This is a genomic window from Pantoea anthophila, from assembly GCF_006494375.1.
GTDB lineage: Bacteria > Pseudomonadota > Gammaproteobacteria > Enterobacterales > Enterobacteriaceae > Pantoea > Pantoea anthophila.
Map to the genome: position 1 here is coordinate 255,936 of NZ_VHIZ01000050.1, position 18,981 is coordinate 274,916.

The following is an 18,981-nucleotide window of genomic DNA, read 5'->3' on the forward strand; positions in this document are numbered from 1 at the left end:
AAAAGGGAGCCAGTGGCTCCCTTTTTGTTATTCCGCGATCAGGCATGCGCCACTGGCGTAGCGTGATGATTCGCTTTACGCAGCAGCATCACCAGATAGATCAGCGCCACCGTCGCAATCATGATAAACAGTGAGCGATCAGAGTAATTCTGCATCAGAACGGAGGTCATCGCCGGTCCCGCCAGACTGCCGACGGTATAACTCAGTAGCAGCGCCTGATTCATGGCAACCAGCTCATGGTGTGACACCGTCTCACAGGCCCAGGACATCGCCACCGGATAGAGTGTAAAGCCGGCGAGGCCGAGCACAAACAGCGACGGTGCCATTGCGGCATTGGCCAGCATCGCCATCGCCCCCAGGATAACCACAAAGACCTGCACCCGCAGCACCAGCATGCGACCAAAGCGGTCAGCCAGACGACCGATGGGCCACTGCCCCACAATCCCGGCACTGACCAGTAACGCCATCCAGTAGCCCACATGAGCATCACTCATTCCCTGATGCGACAGGTAAAGCGGCATCAGACCGTAAAGTGACCCTAAGACGATACCGGAGATGATGCAGCCATTGATGCCAAGGCGCGAACTGCGGCGACGAAGCATAGGCCAGATGCGGGCCGGTACGGGCTCCGCCGCTTCAGCGCTGGCGGAGACGCGGGTAAAGACCAGCGGCAGTACCGCGCAGAACACCAGCGACGTGACCCAGGGGATCACACTCAGCAACTCTGTTGAGAGTCTGCTGACCAGCAACTGACCGGCCACCGTGCCCAGGTAGTAGACGATCATATAGGCTGCCAGAAGCTGGCCGCGGTTACGCACCGTTCCGCTGCAGAGTAACGCACTCTCTACCACCACCCACATCAGCGCACAGCCCACGCCCGCAACAAAGCGCAGCGAACTCCATGCCCAGAAGCCTTCCAGAGTCGCAAGGCAAAGCGTGGCGACAGCAAAAAGTCCGGTTGCCAGGTAATAGCTGCGATTAAACCCGTAGTGTCTGATCAACCAGCCAGCCAGCAGCGTGCCTGCGAGATTACCGGTGTAATAAGAGGAGCTTACGATGCCCACCTGCCAGGTTGTCAGTAAGTCATGGGTCAGCCACAGTGGAACCAGCGTATTCAGTACGGCGATGGCTACGGTCATTAACATCAGGCCGCAAAGCAGCAAAATCACAGGGCGTGACCAGGTTGACATAGGGGATCGAAACCAGAACAGATAAAGGGAAATTGCGCGCAGTTTGCCACTGGCTTTTTTAAAGTCAATGGGTGCCATTTATCAGCAGCACATTTTGCTGCTCAACCATTTAATTTACTAATCTTCAGTGGGTTACAATCCGACAGGGCATCAGAACCTCAAATGCTATCTCTATGAAAATACAGATTTTTGAGCATTACGGCCCATCTGCTGTCGATAACGTTTATTTGTGATGCATTTGACGATAATCAGGCAGGGTAGTTAAAACTGTGGGCATAAAAAAACCCGGCTGACGCCGGGTTTAGTCCGTCAGGCTTGCTCAGCCAATGATCTCAGCGCCATTCATATACGGGCGTAAAACCTCAGGCACAACAATGCGGCCATCTTCCTGCTGATAGTTTTCCAGCACCGCAACCAGGGTACGGCCTACAGCCAGCCCCGAGCCGTTCAGGGTGTGTACCAGCCGTGGTTTCTTATCCTGTTTATTGCGGCAACGGGCCTGCATACGACGCGCCTGGAAATCGCCCATGTTCGAACAGGAGGAGATTTCACGATAAGTGTTCTGAGCCGGTAACCACACTTCAAGATCATAGGTTTTGGTCGATCCAAAGCCCATGTCGCCAGTGCAGAGTAAAACCTTACGATAAGGCAGGTTCAGCAACTGCAACACTTTCTCGGCGTGCCCTGTCAGCTCTTCCAGCGCATCCATCGACTGCTCCGGGCTGACAATCTGAACCATTTCCACTTTATCGAACTGGTGCATACGGATCAGACCGCGGGTATCACGGCCGTATGAACCCGCTTCGGAACGGAAGCACGGCGTATGTGCGGTCAGTTTGACCGGCAGGCTCTCCTCTTCGAGGATTTCGTCACGCGCCAGGTTAGTCAGTGGCACTTCTGCAGTCGGAATCAAGGCATAGTGGCTGCTGTCTGACTCCTCTTCCAGCGGGCGGGTGTGGAACAGATCTTCGCCAAATTTCGGCAGCTGTCCGGTACCGTAAAGCGTTTCGTGGTTAACCAGATAAGGCACATAGGTTTCCAGGTAGCCATGCTGCTCAGTGTGCAGGTCAATCATAAACTGACTCAGCGCACGGTGCAGGCGGGCAATCTGTCCCTGCATCACGACAAAGCGCGAACCGGTCAGTTTTACGGCGGCCGCAAAATCCAGGCCTTTGGCTGCTTCACCCAGCTCAACGTGATCTTTAACCTGGAAATCAAACTGACGCGGGGTTCCCCAGCGACTGACTTCCTGGTTTTCGCTGTCATCTTTACCCAGCGGCACTTCGTCTGCCGGAATGTTCGGCAGTGCCAGCGCAAAGTCACGGATTTGATTCTGCAGTTCATCCAGTTCTGCTTTTGCGGCATCCAGGCGTTCGCCCAGCGCGTTCACTTCCTGACGCAGCGGCTCGATATCTTCCCCACGGGCTTTGGCCTGACCGATGGATTTGGATCGGGAGTTACGCTCTGCCTGCAAATTCTCTGTTTCTACCTGCAGGACCTTGCGACGCTCTTCCAGCGAACGCAGCGTTTCCACATCCAGTTTATATCCCCGGCGTGCCAGTTTTTCTGCGACTGCGTCTGGCTCGTTACGCAGCAGATTGGGATCGAGCATGCTTATCCTGTGTTTAAAAAGTTGGTTGAAAGAAGGGACGCACTCCGGCGGAATGCGTTGAAAACATTGCCCACATTACCGTAACGTCTGTTTCAGCGGTAGCGTTTTGTCGGGCTATTTTGATCCTGTTCAGCCAGCCAGCTTAGCTTTTCGCCAATCTTGCCCTCAAGCCCGCGCTGGGTTGGACGGTAATAGCGCGCGTCAGCCAGTTCCGGTGGGAAATAGACTTCACCTGCGGCATAGGCGTTGGTTTCATCATGGGCGTAGCGATACTCTTTGCCGAGTCCCATCTCTTTCATCAGCTTCGTTGGCGCGTTGCGCAGGTGTTCCGGCACATCAAAATCCGGATGGTCACGGGCATCCCGCATGGCGGCCTTGAAGGCGGTATAAACGGCATTACTCTTCGGTGCGCAGGCCAGATAAACAATCGCCTGTGCAATGGCGCGCTCCCCTTCTGCCGGGCCTACGCGTGTGAAACAGTCCCACGCGGCAATAGCGACCTGCATCCCGCGCGGATCGGCATTGCCGACATCCTCAGAGGCGATAGCCAGTAACCGGCGCGCCACATAGAGCGGGTCGCCCCCGGCGGTGATAATACGTGCATACCAGTAGAGCGCCGCATCAGGCGCAGAGCCACGCACGGATTTGTGCAGCGCCGAAATCAGATCGTAAAAGCGGTCACCTTTGTTGTCGAAACGCGCCGAACGCTCGCCAGACACTTCATTAAGCAACTGAGGCGTGAGTTCCCGCTGGCCGGATGCGGTGGTTTCGGCCATATCGGCCATCATCTCCAGCGTGTTCAGTGCCCGACGCGCATCACCATTCACCAGCTCAGCGATCATTCTGCGCGTGTTGTCCGGCAGGACAATATCTGTATCGCCGTAGCCACGCGTTTTGTCCTGCATCGCCTGATCCAGCACCTGCTCGATATCTTCCAGCGTCAGGGATTTCAGCAGATAGACGCGGGCGCGCGACAGTAATGCCGAGTTGAGTTCAAAAGAGGGGTTTTCTGTGGTGGCACCAATAAAAGTAATGGTGCCATCTTCGATGTGGGGTAAAAAAGCATCCTGCTGGCTTTTGTTGAACCGGTGCACCTCGTCCACAAACAGGATCGTCCGTCGCCCGGCCTGCTTATTCTGCCTGGCACGCTCAATGGCCTCCCGGATCTCTTTAACCCCGGAGGTCACGGCTGAGATACGCTCCACATCGGCATTGCCATAGTGCGCAATGATTTCAGCCAGCGTGGTCTTGCCGGTCCCGGGGGGTCCCCAGAGGATCATGGAGTGCAGGTGCCCTGCCTCAATGGCACGCGGCAGCGGTTTACCGGCACCCAGCAGATGTTGCTGACCAATGTACTGTTTCAACGTTTCTGGCCGCATACGCGCGGCCAGAGGTTTGAAATTTTCGGTGGAAAAATCCAGGGACAGGTTACTCACCGTGACCTCACTGACGTTGGTCGTCCACCGTCACGCCTTTTGGCGGTGTGAACGTGAATTTGTCCGGGCTGATTGCACCATTCTGCTGACTTTTCAGCTGATAATCGCTGCGCTGTCCATCCTGTTCCACCGCGCTGAAGCGATTGATGGTTCCGCCAGGCGTTACCTGAATCGTAAACTGTTTCAGATTGCCATCACTGCTTTTCGGCGTCAGTTCGAAATTGTCGCCCTGCTGTTTGATGTTGTACTGCTTCCAGTCATTGGACTGGTTGCGGGCAATCAGCATAAACGGCGTATTGCTCGTCGCATTCTGCAGCAGGCTGACCGTCGCCTGTTCAACAAACGGGTTGTAGAACCACAGCGATTTGCCGTCAGAGATGATGATGCTTTCGTCCGGGGCGGTCATATGCCAGTTAAACAGGCTGGGACGCTTGACCCACAGCTCGCCTTCACCATCCTGCACGCTGGCGCCACTGCTGTCCGTGACTTTTTGTGTGAAGCTGGCGTGGAAGCTGCTGACCTTATTCAGGCGCTGTTGCAGATCACTGGACGCATCAGCCAGCACGCTGGCTGAAGCAAAGGTGGCCAACAGGCCCAGAGCGATTACGCGTAATTTCATCTGCTTCAATTCCTTATTTAAACGTTCCCATCGATGACTGCTTTAAGCCTGGTCGCCGTTCCGCCATCAGGATAGAGGAAAAAACCGAAAGCTGATTCAGATATGGGGGATAAACCGCATAAAAACAATGAGCCAGTCGGAACTGGCTCATTAAGACGTGTTACAACCTGTTAACCGTTACATTTCGTGTGGCGGTGGCGACAGCACTTCACGGTTGCCATTGTGTCCGGGTGCAGAGACGATACCCTGCGCTTCCATCTGTTCAATGATCCGTGCCGCGCGGTTATAGCCGATGCGGAACTGACGCTGCACGCCTGAAATGGACGCGCGGCGCTTGTCGATGACAAAGCTGACAGCCTGATCGAACAGCGGATCCAGCTCTTCATCACTCTCCATTCCACCGGCACTTTCGCTCTCTTCGCCCGCCGTAATGTTTTCGATATATTGCGGACGGCCACGCGCTTTCCAGTCCTGAACCACCGCGTGAACTTCCTGGTCGCGAACAAACGCGCCATGAACACGAATCGGTATTGAGGAGTTTGGCGGCATGTAGAGCATGTCACCCATACCCAGCAGCGACTCTGCGCCACCCTGATCGAGGATGGTGCGCGAGTCAATCTTGCTGGAAACGGTAAAGGCGATACGTGTCGGGATGTTCGCTTTAATCAGACCGGTAATAACATCGACAGAAGGACGCTGTGTGGCCAGCACCAGGTGAATACCGGCAGCACGGGCTTTCTGTGCCAGGCGCGCAATCAGCTCTTCAACCTTTTTACCGACCGCCATGATCAGGTCAGCAAACTCATCGACCATCACCACGATGTAAGGCAGTTTCTCCAGCACCGGCGGCGTCATATCCATGCTGTCACCCGGCTTCCAGAACGGATCAGGAATCGGCCGTCCCATCGCTTCCGCCTGCTCAACTTTTTCGTTGTAGCCCGCCAGGTTACGCACGCCCAGCGCCGACATCAGCTTGTAGCGACGCTCCATCTCACCCACGCTCCAGCGCAGCGCATTCGCCGCATCCTTCATGTCGGTTACCACTTCCGTCAGCAGGTGCGGAATGCCTTCATAGACCGACAGTTCGAGCATTTTCGGGTCGATCATGATGAAGCGCACTTCTTCCGGCGTCGCCTTGTAAAGCATGCTGATGATCATGGCGTTTACGCCCACCGATTTACCGGAACCTGTCGTACCGGCAACCAGCAGGTGAGGCATTTTCGCCAGATCGGCGACGACCGGCTGACCGGCAATGTCTTTACCCAGCACCACAGCCAGCGGAGAAGTATTGTCACGGAATTTAGGACAATCCAGTACTTCACGCAGATAGACGGTCTGACGATGTTTGTTAGGCAGTTCCAGACCGACATAAGGTTTGCCTGGAATGACTTCCACCACACGCACCGCGACTGTCGACAGTGAGCGAGCCAGGTCGCGTGACAGGTTGGAGATACGTGCCGCTTTCACACCCGGCGCCAGGTCAAGCTCGAAACGGGTGATGACCGGCCCCGGTGAAATGCCGACCACCTCCGCCTTGACGCGATAGTCACCCAGACGCGACTCCACCAGGCGGGCAGTCTGCTCAAGTGAGAACATATCTACCGGCTCTTCCTCTTCCGGCGGTGCGGTCAGCAGATCCAGCGAAGGCAGCGGCGTGGAAGGTTTCTCCAGCGGCTGCTCATGACGCATCAGGAACGGGTGGATCAGGCTGTCATGCAGTGACGGCTTCGCTTCTTCAACCGGCTGAACCGGTGCCGCTGGCGAACCATAAGCGGGCCCAGCATTGTCCGCAGCCGGTGCATGATAAGCAGGAGCCGCGGGCGCAGCGTAGGCTGATGCAGAGTGGGCCGGAGCCTGAGGCGCGGCCGGGGCGCTGTAAGCAGGCGCGGCATAATCCGGCTCAGGCGTTGCCGCTGGCGGAGCATAGGCGGGCTCTGCCGGCGCATAGCGTGGGGGAGCAGGAACCTGAGCCGGAGCCTGCGGTTCTGAAACCTCACGCACCTGCTGCCAGGGTTCATGTGAAACCGCCGGCGCTTCCGGTTCCGGCGTAGCGGCAATGGTGAACAGCGGTTCAGACGGGCCTTCATCAACCAGATCTTTCATTGGCGAAAAATCAAAGGCTGACGCGGTATCCAGATTAAAGACCGGTTCTTTTCGCTCTTGCGGTTCATAGCGCTGCTGCTGCTGTTCGGCGAACTGCCGCGCCAGGGCGGCCTGCTGCTGCGCCTCCTGTTCTTCCTCATCATCCTGCTGCCAGCCGGCGCCATACCGCTGCTGCTGTTCAGACTGGAAGGCCTGGCGCAGTTCAGCCTGCTGCTGCGCTTCTTCAGCCTCCTGAGTCGGAAGCTCGGATGCAGCCGCAGTCGATTCAGCGCTTTCCGCTTTCGCTTTCTCTTCAGCCATACGCTGCGAAGGTAACTTAATACCATACGAGGCCAGCTCACGGCGGGTAGGCAGTTTTACCGGATTAGGACGCGGCAATGCCGGGCCAATACCCTGCTTAACCTGCGGATTCAGATTCGTTTCAGGTGCCAGGTCAAAGACCGGGGCCGTGCGCGTCGCGGTTCGGGAGGCAGCGGCAGCGGCGGTGACCGCGGCTGTTGCGGCGGGCACCACAGGGTTGACCGGCGTGTCGCGCCAGTTCCCCATTTTCGGCTCATCATCGTCATAGGCACTGAACGCCGGAGCCGCTGGCGCCTCGTCAGGCATTTCAAAGTGATAAAGCGGAGGTGCGGCAGCAGGCGCAGATGCACTCTGCGTTGCCGTCGGCGCAGACGCTGCCGCATAAGCAGGGGCGCTCTGAGGCGGTGCCGGCTGCACAGGCGCAGCTGGCTGGGAGGCCGACAGGCTTTCTGCTGCTGGATGCACTGCTGACGGCGGTACGGCTGCAGGCGCTGCGGACGCAGCAGGCCCGGCGGTTGCCGCTGCAACAGGCGCAGCCGGAGTCAGCAGCACATCGGCTGCTTCTGCGGTAGTGGCGACGGCCGCGCTGGTGGCTGCGGCGGCTTTAGCCAGCAACGGATCCTGCTCAGACGGTGAGGGTTCAGCGGCTTTGCGGGGGGCAGACAGCAGCACATCATCATCCTGATCGCCGGTATGCAGCACAGGCGCGTCATCATACTCACGCGAATCCTGTTCATCCTCTTCCTGCCAGGGTTCATCGTGACGGGAGCGGTTGCTGGCAAAGGTCAGCACGCCCATCACGACCCCACCAATTCTCTCGGCGATAGTGAGCCATGACCAGCCAGTGTACAGCGTGATACCTGCCGCCCAGACGCAGAGCAGCATCAGCGTGCCGCCAGCCGGACTAAACCAGGGAGCGATGGCATTACTCACCAGGCTGCCGATCACCCCGCCGGAGGCAAAGTACCAGATGTCATCTGCGTTGAGTGCCGCCATGCCACAGGTGGTGACCACCAGCGCAAGAACGCCGATCAGGCGCAGCCCGACAGCAAAGTAGTCAAAATAGTCCTGATTATCGCGCTGACGGAAGGCAATCCAGCACAGACCCAGGATAACCGGCGGAATGGCGTACGCCATTACACCAAAGATGAAAAGTAAGGTGTCAGCCAGCCAGGCACCGACGCTGCCGCCGATATTGTGGATAGGTTCATGCCAGGCCGTTTGCGACCAGCTCGGGTCGGAAGGGTTAAAACTGACCAGTGAAACCATCAGGTAGATGGCAAACAGCGCCACCAGAATGAGCAACGCTTCCAGCAGACGACGTCCACTGCTCAGCGACTGTAACGTAACGTCTTTATCTTCTGTATATTCCTGGCTCAAGAGGACTCTCCAGGTGCCTGTAAAGTAAGAAGCAACAGCGTCGGGCAAGCCCGACGCTGATCCTGTATGAATTCACAGGAGTGTACCGAAATATCTCAGGTTTTGCACCTGCCCCGCATCAGCGAGTCTTGATCACCAGGCGATTGCTCTGTTTGACCTCTTCCATGACGACATAGGTTCGCGTGTCGTTCACGCCCGGCAGGCGCAACAGGGTCTCACCCAGCAACTTACGATAGGCAGACATGTCAGGAACGCGCGTTTTCAGCAGGTAGTCGAAATCACCGGAAACGAGGTGACACTCTTGAGTTTCCTCAAGTTTTTGCACAGCGGCGTTAAATTGCTCAAACACATCCGGCGCACCACGATTCAGAGTAATCTCAACGAATACCAGCAGAGAAGCATCAAGATAGTGCGGGTTCAGCTGTGCGGTGTAGCCAAGAATAAATCCCTGACGTTCGAGACGGCGCACGCGCTCAAGACATGGCGTAGGCGATAATCCTACGCGTTTGGAAAGCTCTACGTTTGAAATACGACCATCTTTCTGAAGTTCGTTCAGAATGTTCCTGTCAATTCTGTCGAGATCTTTCCCGGGGCGTTTCTTATTATCTACCATTATTATTGTCTCTCTTCATTCCTTCCCTTTACCTGCCACACCCTGAAAACGCTCATTGTTCGGGGCATTTTTGAAGTGAGCTAACAGAGCCTGTGGGTGAGACTTATCGATATGACGCATGCTGTCTGTCCACATCATGCGTCATTATCCATACCAGGCTGCTTTTATTCGGCGTTAAGTGCAAAACAGGCGATGAAAACCTGTTTTGTTCCGATAAATGTTATCCGCTTCTGATAATGTTTTCGCAAAAGCGCAGGCGATTGTCAAAGTAAAATCACCAAATTCAGGACAAGATGCCAGACAGACCGCTGGGTTACTGTTTTTAAATGAGGTTTTTTCAGCTATTGCACCGCTTAAGCGGAGTTTTGCCCCCTTTTGGCGCATTGCAGAGGCAAAGTTGCCATTCATCGTCTACGCCACTTGCAGCTATCGTTAACAAAATTGCCTAAACCTTGTCATTGCTGCCGGATATTCCCTACAATCGCAGGCTATGTCAGCCGAATGAAACTGAGGAACGCATGAGTACGGCCAAACACAGTAAGCTACTCATTCTGGGCTCCGGCCCAGCGGGTTATACCGCAGCGGTTTATGCTGCACGCGCCAACCTGAACCCGGTGCTGATCACCGGTCTGGAAAAAGGCGGACAGCTGACCACGACCACTGAAGTGGAGAACTGGCCGGGCGACCCGCACGATCTGACAGGTCCATCACTGATGGAGCGTATGCATGAGCATGCCGAAAAATTCAATACTGAGATCATTTTCGATCACATCCACACCGTTGATCTGCAGAACCGTCCGTTCCGTCTGACCGGCGACAGCGGCGAATACACGGCTGACGCCCTGATCATTGCGACGGGTGCGTCAGCGCGCTACCTGGGTCTGCCTTCCGAAGAGGCGTTCAAAGGCAAAGGCGTCTCTGCCTGCGCCACCTGCGACGGTTTCTTCTACCGTAACCAGAAAGTGGCCGTGATTGGCGGCGGTAATACGGCCGTTGAAGAGGCACTCTACCTGGCGAACATCGCGTCTGAAGTGCATCTGATCCATCGCCGTGACAGCTTCCGTGCAGAGAAGATCCTGATTGATCGTCTGATGGAGAAAGTGCGCAACGGAAATATCGTGCTGCACACGCATCGCACGCTGGAAGAGGTGGTCGGCGACCAGATGGGCGTCACCGGGCTGACCCTGCGCTCGACGCAGAACGAGGAAACCGAATCGCTGGATGTGGCGGGTCTGTTTGTCGCTATCGGCCACAGCCCGAATACCGCGATTTTCGACGGGCAGCTGGCGCTGGAAAATGGCTATATTAAAGTGCAGTCCGGCCTGCACGGAAACGCGACGCAGACCAGCATCCCGGGTGTGTTTGCGGCAGGTGATGTGATGGACCACACATACCGCCAGGCGATCACCTCTGCGGGCACCGGTTGTATGGCGGCGTTAGACGCTGAGCGTTTTCTTGATGGATTAGTTAAAAACGATCAGTAAGTTGTTAACCCGCTGATCTCAAATGTTCCAGGCGACGGTTTTTCAGTCGCCTTTTTTATTGCCCTCATGCTAGATTCTGGCGCCAGAAAGGAGGGAAATGCCTTTCCCTCTCCTCCCCATCATCGACATTTAGCATGGTCTCGCATGGATAAATCGCGGCAGCAGCATCTCACCCGCTGGCTTCGTCAGCAGCGTCATTTCGGCGGTCGCTGGTTGCGCCTGAATACGCTGCTGGGCACCGTCAGTGCCCTGCTGATTATTGCCCAGGCAGGTTTACTGGCCTCACTGCTTCAGACGCTGATCATCGGGCAACAGCCCCGTGAAACTGTGACGGCCAGCCTGCTGCTGTTGCTGCTCTGCTTTGTGCTGCGCGCTCTGATGAATTATGCCCGTGAACGGACCGGCTATCGTGCCGGGCAGGCGATCCGTCAGGCGTTACGTCAGCAGGTGCTGGACCAGCTCGCCGGGCTGGGTCCGGCGTGGATTCAGGGTAAACCGGCCGGTAGCTGGGCGACCCTGCTGCTGGAACAGATTGAAGAGATGCAGGAGTACTATGCACGCTATCTGCCGCAGATGACGCTGGCAGTACTGATCCCCTGCTGCATTCTGCTGACAATTTTTCCGCTCAACTGGACCGCGGGTCTGATCCTGTTTGCCACCGCCCCTCTGATTCCACTGTTTATGGCGCTGGTGGGGATGGGCGCCGCTGAAGCCAACCGGCGGAACTTCCTGGTGCTGGCGCGTCTGAGCGGTAACTTCCTGGATCGCCTGCGCGGCCGGGAGACGCTGCGACTCTTCTATCGGGGTGCAGCAGAGCAGCAGGCGGTGGCAGACGCCACCACCGATTTTCGCCAGCGCACCATGGAAGTGCTGCGCCTCGCTTTTCTCTCCTCCGCCGTACTGGAATTTTTTGCCTCCCTGGCGATCGCTGTCGTGGCAGTCTATTTTGGCTTCTCCTATCTGGGCGAATTGCATTTCGGCGACTATGGCCGCGGCGTAACGCTGTTCGCCGGTTTTCTGGTACTGATTCTGGCGCCAGAATTTTTTCAGCCACTGCGCGATCTCGGCGCGTTTTATCATGCCAAAGCTCAGGCGGTAGGCGCTGCCGATGCACTCGAAACGTTTATGCAGGCTACGCCAGCCGCCGCACCTCAGCAGGGTCAGATCCCCTTCACGGCCGATCGTTCCCTCTCACTGACCGCCGACCAGATGGAAGTCTGCGCCCCCGATGGTCAGGTACTGTGTGGCCCGCTCACGTTTACCATCGCCGCCGGTGAGCAGATTGCGCTGGTCGGTCAGAGCGGGGCTGGCAAAACGGCGCTGATGAACGCCCTGCTCGGCTTCCTGCCTTACCGGGGATCGCTCAGGGCTAACGGGGTTGAATTGCGCGATCTGCAGCGGGCGGACTGGCATCAGCAGCTCAGCTGGGTAGGACAGAACCCTCAGCTACCGGCCGCCACGCTCCGTGACAACATCGTGATGAGTGCAGCCTGGGAGGCGGAACGATTTGCCGCACTGCTGGAGGCGTGCGGAATTAATGAGTTCCTGCCGCGTCTGCCCGACGGCATCGATACCCGCCCCGGCGAGGGGAGTCAGCTGCTCTCTGTGGGTCAGGCGCAGCGGGTCGCCGTCGCGCGCGCGCTCTACAAAAGGTCGCATTTTTTACTGCTTGATGAACCCGCTGCCAGCCTGGACGCACTCAGCGAACGTCATGTAATGACAGCGCTGAATCAGGCGGCCTCCCGACAGACCACGCTGATGATTACCCATCAGATTGATACGCTGAGCCGCTGGCAGACCCTCTGGGTTTTGGAGGCGGGTAAGCTGGTGCAGCAGGGAGAGTGGCAGGCGCTGTCGCAACAGCCCGGTGCTTTTCGTGAGATGCTGCAACATCGTCAACAGGAGATCCGCTGATGTCCGCCCTGCGCCCCTTTCTTCGTCTCTGGCTCCGCCACCCTTTTCGCCTCGCGCTGGGCATCGTCCTGGCGATTGCGACCCTGCTGGCGAGTATTGGCCTGCTGACCCTGTCTGGCTGGTTTCTGGCCGCCTCATCCGTCGCAGGCGTGGCCGGCCTCTACAGCTTTAACTATATGCTGCCTGCGGCCGGCGTGCGTGGCGCCGCCATTATTCGTACGGCGGCGCGCTATGCGGAACGCCTGGTGAGTCACGATGCGACTTTCCGGGTGCTTCAGCATCTGCGTCTCCACACCTTCAGCCGTCTGATGGCGCTTTCGCCCGGGCAGCTGTTGCGGTTCCGGCAGGCGGATCTGCTCAACCGCTTTGTGGCCGATGTGGACACGCTGGATCATCTCTATCTGCGCGTCATTTCGCCGCTGACCGGTGCCCTGGTGGTCATCGTGGTGGTCACTACGGGCATGAGTTTCATCGACATCGGGCTGGCCCTGACGCTGGGCGGCATCATGCTGGTCACCCTGATCGTGATGCCCGCGCTCTTTTATCGCCTGGGCCGGCCCGCGGGCGTCGCCATTGCGCGTGGCCGCGCCCGCTGGCGCTTACAGCTGATGCAGTGGCTGACGGCGCAGGCAGAACTGACGTTATACGGTGCGTCGCCGGCGTGGCGTCAGCGACTGGATGAAGATGAACAGCAGTGGCAGCAGTCGCAAAGCCAGCAGCAGCGTCTGCAGGCCCTGGCGCAGAGCCTGCTGCTGCTGATTAGCGGCGTGACGGTTACACTTCTGCTCTGGCATGGGGCTGCGACAGTCAGTCAGCAGCAACTCCCCGGCTCGCTGATTGCGCTGGTCGTGTTTTGCGCGCTGGCAGCCTTTGAGGCGCTGGCTCCGGTTGCGGGCGCCTTTCTGCCGATGTCTCAGGTGACCACCGCGGCTCAGCGGGTCAGTGACATTATCGATCAATCACCTGCCATCACCTTTCCGGCCCATTCCGCTGCCCGGCCCGGCAGCCTGACCGTCGATATCGATCGGCTCGACTTCAGCTATCCCGATCGGCCAGACCGGGTGCTTGATCAATTTACGCTTAAAGTGGATGCGGGCGAACACATTGCACTGCTCGGGCCCACCGGCTGCGGAAAATCCACCCTGCTGGCGCTGCTGACCCGCGGCTGGAACAGCCAGCAGGGTGATATCCGCCTGAACGATCTGCCGATCGCCGCCTGGTCAGAATCAGCACTGCGCCAGCGCATCAGTGTGGTTACTCAGCGGGTGCATCTTTTCAGTCAGAGCCTGCGCGATAACTTACTGCTGGCCTCTCCCGGCGCCAGTGATGAGCAACTGAATCAGGTGCTGAGCCAGGTTGGCCTGCAGCGCCTGCTGGAGAATCAGGAAGGCTTAAATGCCTGGATGGGCGAAGGCGGCCGGCCGCTTTCCGGTGGTGAACTGCGTCGGCTGGCGCTGGCGCGCGCATTACTGCACGACGGCGATCTCTGGCTGCTGGATGAACCCACCGAAGGGCTGGATGCCACCACCGAACAGCATATTCTCGCCCTGCTGCAGCAGCTGACCGCCGGAAAAACCGTCATTATGATTACCCATCGCCTGAGCGGTCTGGAAAAGATGGATCGCATCTGTGTGATGGACAACGGGACGATTGTCGAACAGGGCAGCCATTGCGAATTAATCTCAAAAGCGGGTCGCTACTGGCGTTTCCGGCAACGGATTGCGCTATAGTCTTAGCGAAATGCTGACGAGTAACCTATCGCGATGAGACTGATACAACTGTCACGGGAATCTCTGCAATTTCCGCCTCCTGAAATGGCACTGCGTGAGCCGAATGGCCTGCTGGCCATGGGGGGCGACCTCTCCCCTGCCCGGTTACTGAATGCGTATCAGCGCGGCATCTTCCCGTGGTTTTCGTCCGGCGATCCTATCCTGTGGTGGTCACCCGATCCCCGCGCGGTTCTTCTGCCCGAGCAGTTTCATCTCAGCCGCAGCATGAAGCGTTTCCATAACCAGTCGCCCTATCGCGTCACGATGAATGAGGCGTTTGCCGAGGTGATCGAGGGCTGCGCCAGCGGTCGCGAAGAAGGCACCTGGATCACGTTTGAAATGAAGCGCGCCTGGCTGCGACTCTATGAGCTGGGCCACGCCCACTCCATTGAGGTGTGGGACGCGCAGCAGCTGGTGGGGGGCATGTATGGGCTGGCGATGGGGCAGATTTTCTGCGGCGAGTCGATGTTCAGCCGCCAGCAGAATGCCTCGAAAACCGCGCTGTTAGTCTTTTGCCAGCATTTCATCCGCCATCAGGGGCGTCTGGTCGATTGCCAGGTGCTTAACCCGCACACCGCCTCGCTGGGCGCGCAGGAGATCCCCCGCAGTGACTATCTGCACTATGTTCAGAACTTTGCCAGCCAGCCGGTCAGCGAAGGCTGCTGGCAGACTCAGACCCTTTTTTAGTCACGCCGAGATGTTTTGCACACATAAAGACGGTTAAGTGGTATAATAGTCGGGTTTGGTATGTCGTCCGCGCTTCGCAATAACGAGCCGGAATTGCCAGGCTGGGAATCTCAACGCACTCTCGGAACTGTTTTCAATCGTGCGCGTGTAACCGGTTGATACAGATTCTTAGCCCGCTAATCCCCCGCAGACGCCACATAAACACCCTAATTTTACCGGATGCCCGCCACTGACGAGCACCCCCGGCAAAGCGTTGGCAAAATCGCCGACGGTTCTTTACATAAATCGTTGAATTGGGCATTATCTTGCCGGTTCAACTGAAAGGTAGTACACCCAGAGGATTCGATGGCCAAAGAAGACAATATTGAAATGCAAGGTACCGTACTGGATACGTTACCTAACACCATGTTCCGCGTAGAACTTGAGAACGGACACGTGGTTACTGCTCATATCTCCGGTAAAATGCGCAAAAACTACATCCGCATCCTGACGGGCGACAAAGTGACCGTTGAGCTGACCCCGTACGACCTGAGCAAAGGCCGCATTGTCTTCCGTAGTCGCTAACAGACATTAATTTCGCCGCCCTTCAGGTTGCAGCGAAAAAAAAGGCCGGATAATTATCCGGCCTTTTTCACATCTGCAGCAGGCGATTAATGCACCGTGCCTTCAGTTTTCCGTTTTTCCGCACTCAGGAAGTGATAGGTCAGTTCACCTTTCTCACGATCCAGCGCCACGGATACCGAGCCACCATCCACCAGCGAACCAAACAGCAGCTCATTAGCTAATGGTTTTTTCAGGCTGTCCTGCACGGTACGCGCCATCGGACGCGCGCCCATCGCCTTGTCGTAACCCTTCTCCGCCAGCCAGTCGCGGGCTTCATCACTGACTTCCAGCGACACGCCTTTGGCATCCAGCTGCGCCTGCAACTCGACAATAAACTTGTCGACCACCTGATGGATCACCTCTGGTGACAGGTGACTGAACCAGATGATGTTGTCGAGACGGTTGCGGAACTCTGGCGTAAAGATCTTTTTGATCTCTTCCATTGCGTCGGTGCTGTTGTCCTGATGAATCAGGCCAATCGACTTACGTTCCGTCTCACGCACACCGGCGTTAGTCGTCATGACCAGCACCACGTTGCGGAAGTCCGCTTTGCGTCCGTTGTTATCGGTCAGCATACCGTTGTCCATCACCTGCAGCAGCAGGTTGAACACATCCGGGTGCGCTTTCTCAATCTCATCCAGCAGCACCACCGCATGAGGATGCTTGATAACGGCATCCGTCAGCAGGCCGCCCTGGTCAAAGCCGACGTATCCCGGAGGCGCACCAATCAGACGACTGACGGTGTGACGCTCCATGTACTCAGACATATCAAAGCGCAGCAGCTCGATACCCAGCGCTTTCGCCAGCTGCACGGTCACTTCTGTCTTACCGACACCGGTTGGTCCGGCAAACAGGAAAGAACCTACCGGCTTGCGATCCTGACCCAGACCTGCGCGGCTCATTTTGATCGCTTCGGTCAGCGCCTCAATGGCGTTGTCCTGACCAAAGACCAGCATTTTGAGACGGTCGCCCAGATTTTTCAGCGTATCGCGATCAGTTGCAGAGACGCTTTGCTCCGGAATACGGGCAATACGCGCAACCACGGTTTCAATGTCGGAGACATTGATGGTTTTCTTGCGCTTGCTGGCAGGCATCAGGCGCGCACGCGCACCCGCTTCATCGATGACGTCAATCGCCTTGTCGGGCAGATGACGGTCGTTGATATATTTCACCGCCAGCTCCACGGCGGCGCGCACCGCTTTCGCGGTATAACGCACATCGTGATGCGCTTCATACTTGGTTTTCAGTCCATTCAGGATCTGCACGGTCTCATCAACAGACGGCTCCGTGATATCGATCTTCTGGAAACGACGCGCCAGCGCACGATCCTTTTCGAAGATGTTGCTGAACTCCTGATAGGTGGTAGAACCCATCACCCGAATCTTGCCGCTGGAAAGCAGCGGTTTGATCAGGTTGGCCGCATCGACCTGGCCACCGGACGCAGCTCCTGCACCGATGATGGTGTGGATCTCATCGATAAACAGAATGCTGTGTTCGTCCTGCTCCAGCTGCTTAAGCAGCGCTTTGAACCGTTTTTCAAAGTCACCCCGGTATTTGGTGCCAGCTAACAGCGAACCAATATCCAGCGAGTAGATGGTGCACTCTTTCATCACTTCCGGCACGTCGCCCTGCTCGATGCGCCAGGCGAGACCTTCTGCAATGGCGGTTTTACCGACACCGGATTCCCCCACAAGCAGCGGGTTATTTTTACGGCGACGGCACAGCACCTGAATGGTACGTTCCAGCTCTTTATCGCGACCAATCAGTGGATCGATCCCACCGACGCGAGCAAGCTGATTAAGATTGGTGGTGAAGTTTTCCATACGCTCCTCCCCGCCTGCTTGCTCTTCGTTAACCGGATTTTCTGCGCCTGGCGCCTGGCCCGGCTCATCTTTGCGCGTACCGTGAGAGATGAAATTCACCACATCAAGGCGGCTGACTTCATGTTTGCGTAACAGATAGGCCGCTTGCGACTCCTGCTCGCTGAAAATGGCGACCAGCACATTCGCGCCGGAGACTTCGCTGCGACCGGATGACTGGACATGGAAAACCGCACGCTGCAGAACGCGCTGGAAGCTGAGCGTCGGTTGGGTATCACGCTCCTCTTCGCTGGCGGGCAGCACCGGCGTGGTTTGTTCGATGAAGGCTTCGAGTTCCTGCCTTAGAGCCACAAGGTCCACCGTACAGGCTTCCAGTGCCTCTCTGGCCGACGGGTTACTGAGCAATGCCAGTAACAGATGCTCGACGGTCATAAATTCATGACGGTGCTCACGCGCTCTGGCGAAAGCCATATTTAAACTGAGTTCCAGTTCTTGATTGAGCATTAGGCACCTCCCCCAATTATCGCCCTTACCAGTTTCCTATATGGAGACGTGTTCAGGCTTTTTCCAGCGTACACAGCAACGGATGATGATTTTCCCGCGCATAGTTGTTCACCTGGGCCGCTTTTGTTTCGGCGACTTCTGCAGTAAATACACCACAGATCGCCTTGCCGTGATAGTGAACTTTCAACATCAGCTGCGTTGCACGTTCAACATCATAAGAAAAGAACTTTTGTACAACGTCAATAACAAATTCCATAGGTGTATAATCGTCATTATTCAGAATGACTTTATACATTGAAGGCGGCTTTAACCCTTCGCGTACTTTGTCTTCGGCCAGATGTTCAAAATTAAGCCAGTCGTTTGTGTTTGCCATAGTGTTCCGTTGAAATTTCGCTTTGAGCTTTTACGTCGCTACATCCTGAGAGTTTAACATGTCTGTCAAGCCGCTGGCCGCTGCTGAAAATTTATTCAGAAATTTCCTCGCGCGACCTGCATCACAAAATTCGCAATAGCGTTAACTGCCTCAAATTTTGATGATTTTTTCCCCACCTGGCCCGGTGGTTTGCTTGACGCCAGCGGCGCTTTCTCTACATTCTACCTACACAGGCTGATTGAGTTTTAATCAACTCTGACTCACAGCGTCTGAGACCTCACCTACTTATAAAATGTCTTGCGAGGGAAGTAAAAGCATGGAGACGGGCACCGTTAAATGGTTCAATAATTCCAAAGGCTTTGGCTTTATCTGTCCGATCGGAGGCGGCGACGATATTTTTGCGCACTACTCCACCATTCAGATGGAGGGCTACCGAACGCTAAAGGCAGGCCAGCAGGTTCAGTTCGATGTTCATGAAGGTCCGAAAGGCAATCACGCCAGCCTTATCGTCCCCGTTGAGGTGCAGGTTGTGGCCTGACACTTCTCCCCTTATGAACGGTGGACCCAAATGCCA

General features: G+C 56.6%; 15 protein-coding genes. 6 read left to right on the forward strand and 9 right to left on the reverse strand.

Features of this window, described 5'->3' with window-relative positions; genetic code table 11:
* Positions 1–38: 38 nt before the first annotated feature.
* The 7 genes from FJW00_RS13390 to FJW00_RS13420 form a co-directional block, all read right to left on the reverse strand.
* A complete protein-coding gene (locus tag FJW00_RS13390) occupies positions 39–1,190 on the reverse strand; it encodes an MFS transporter (protein ID WP_140924440.1) in 1,152 nt (383 codons plus the stop codon).
* Positions 1,191–1,509: 319 nt separating this feature from the next.
* On the reverse strand, positions 1,510–2,802 hold the full coding sequence (gene serS, locus FJW00_RS13395; RefSeq protein ID WP_009091126.1) for a serine--tRNA ligase: 1,293 nt from the start codon (positions 2,800–2,802) through the stop codon (positions 1,510–1,512).
* A gap of 92 nt (positions 2,803–2,894) precedes the next feature.
* A complete protein-coding gene (locus tag FJW00_RS13400; protein ID WP_140924442.1) occupies positions 2,895–4,238 on the reverse strand; it encodes a replication-associated recombination protein A in 1,344 nt (447 codons plus the stop codon).
* Positions 4,239–4,245: 7 nt separating this feature from the next.
* Positions 4,246–4,857 carry an outer membrane lipoprotein periplasmic chaperone LolA gene (gene lolA, locus FJW00_RS13405; RefSeq protein WP_009091130.1) on the reverse strand — a complete coding sequence of 204 codons (612 nt, stop codon included), beginning with the start codon at positions 4,855–4,857 and terminating at the stop codon, positions 4,246–4,248.
* Positions 4,858–5,034: 177 nt separating this feature from the next.
* Entirely contained in the window at positions 5,035–8,640 is a 3,606-nt protein-coding gene (locus FJW00_RS13410; RefSeq protein WP_140924444.1) for a DNA translocase FtsK 4TM domain-containing protein, read from the reverse strand.
* Positions 8,641–8,758: 118 nt separating this feature from the next.
* Positions 8,759–9,253 (reverse strand): leucine-responsive transcriptional regulator Lrp, encoded by a 495-nt coding sequence (gene lrp, locus FJW00_RS13415; RefSeq protein WP_006118610.1) that lies wholly within the window; start codon positions 9,251–9,253, stop codon positions 8,759–8,761.
* Positions 9,254–9,427: 174 nt separating this feature from the next.
* Positions 9,428–9,661: a hypothetical protein gene (locus FJW00_RS13420; protein WP_140028290.1), complete on the reverse strand. Its 234-nt coding sequence runs from the start codon at positions 9,659–9,661 to the stop codon at positions 9,428–9,430.
* A gap of 110 nt (positions 9,662–9,771) precedes the next feature.
* Between FJW00_RS13420 and trxB the strand changes: the two genes are divergently transcribed.
* The 5 genes from trxB to infA all read left to right on the forward strand — a co-directional run bounded on the left by trxB (position 9,772) and on the right by infA (position 15,671).
* On the forward strand, positions 9,772–10,737 hold the full coding sequence (trxB, locus tag FJW00_RS13425) for a thioredoxin-disulfide reductase (RefSeq protein WP_009091134.1): 966 nt from the start codon (positions 9,772–9,774) through the stop codon (positions 10,735–10,737).
* A 144-nt stretch (positions 10,738–10,881) separates the two neighbouring features.
* Positions 10,882–12,651: a heme ABC transporter permease/ATP-binding protein CydD gene (cydD, locus tag FJW00_RS13430; protein WP_140924446.1), complete on the forward strand. Its 1,770-nt coding sequence runs from the start codon at positions 10,882–10,884 to the stop codon at positions 12,649–12,651.
* Positions 12,651–14,381, forward strand: a complete 1,731-nt coding sequence (gene cydC, locus FJW00_RS13435) for a heme ABC transporter ATP-binding protein/permease CydC (RefSeq protein WP_140924448.1) — start codon at positions 12,651–12,653, stop codon at positions 14,379–14,381. The genes cydD and cydC overlap by 1 nt, the downstream gene beginning before the upstream one ends.
* Positions 14,382–14,414: 33 nt before the next feature.
* Positions 14,415–15,107: a leucyl/phenylalanyl-tRNA--protein transferase gene (gene aat / locus FJW00_RS13440; protein WP_140924451.1), complete on the forward strand. Its 693-nt coding sequence runs from the start codon at positions 14,415–14,417 to the stop codon at positions 15,105–15,107.
* 345 nt (positions 15,108–15,452) lie between these two features.
* Complete coding sequence (gene infA / locus FJW00_RS13445; protein ID WP_002211347.1) at positions 15,453–15,671, forward strand: translation initiation factor IF-1; 219 nt, start codon at positions 15,453–15,455, stop codon at positions 15,669–15,671.
* Positions 15,672–15,757: 86 nt separating this feature from the next.
* On the opposite strand, the gene clpA is transcribed toward infA, so the two are convergent.
* Positions 15,758–18,034 (reverse strand): ATP-dependent Clp protease ATP-binding subunit ClpA, encoded by a 2,277-nt coding sequence (gene clpA / locus FJW00_RS13450; protein ID WP_009091142.1) that lies wholly within the window; start codon positions 18,032–18,034, stop codon positions 15,758–15,760.
* Between the two features lie 52 nt (positions 18,035–18,086).
* A complete protein-coding gene (gene clpS, locus FJW00_RS13455) occupies positions 18,087–18,407 on the reverse strand; it encodes an ATP-dependent Clp protease adapter ClpS (protein ID WP_003849318.1) in 321 nt (106 codons plus the stop codon).
* 316 nt (positions 18,408–18,723) lie between these two features.
* On the opposite strand from clpS, the gene cspD reads away from it, so the two are divergent.
* Positions 18,724–18,945, forward strand: coding sequence for a cold shock-like protein CspD (cspD, locus tag FJW00_RS13460; protein ID WP_009091144.1), 222 nt, complete (start codon positions 18,724–18,726; stop codon positions 18,943–18,945).
* Positions 18,946–18,981 lie beyond the last annotated feature (36 nt).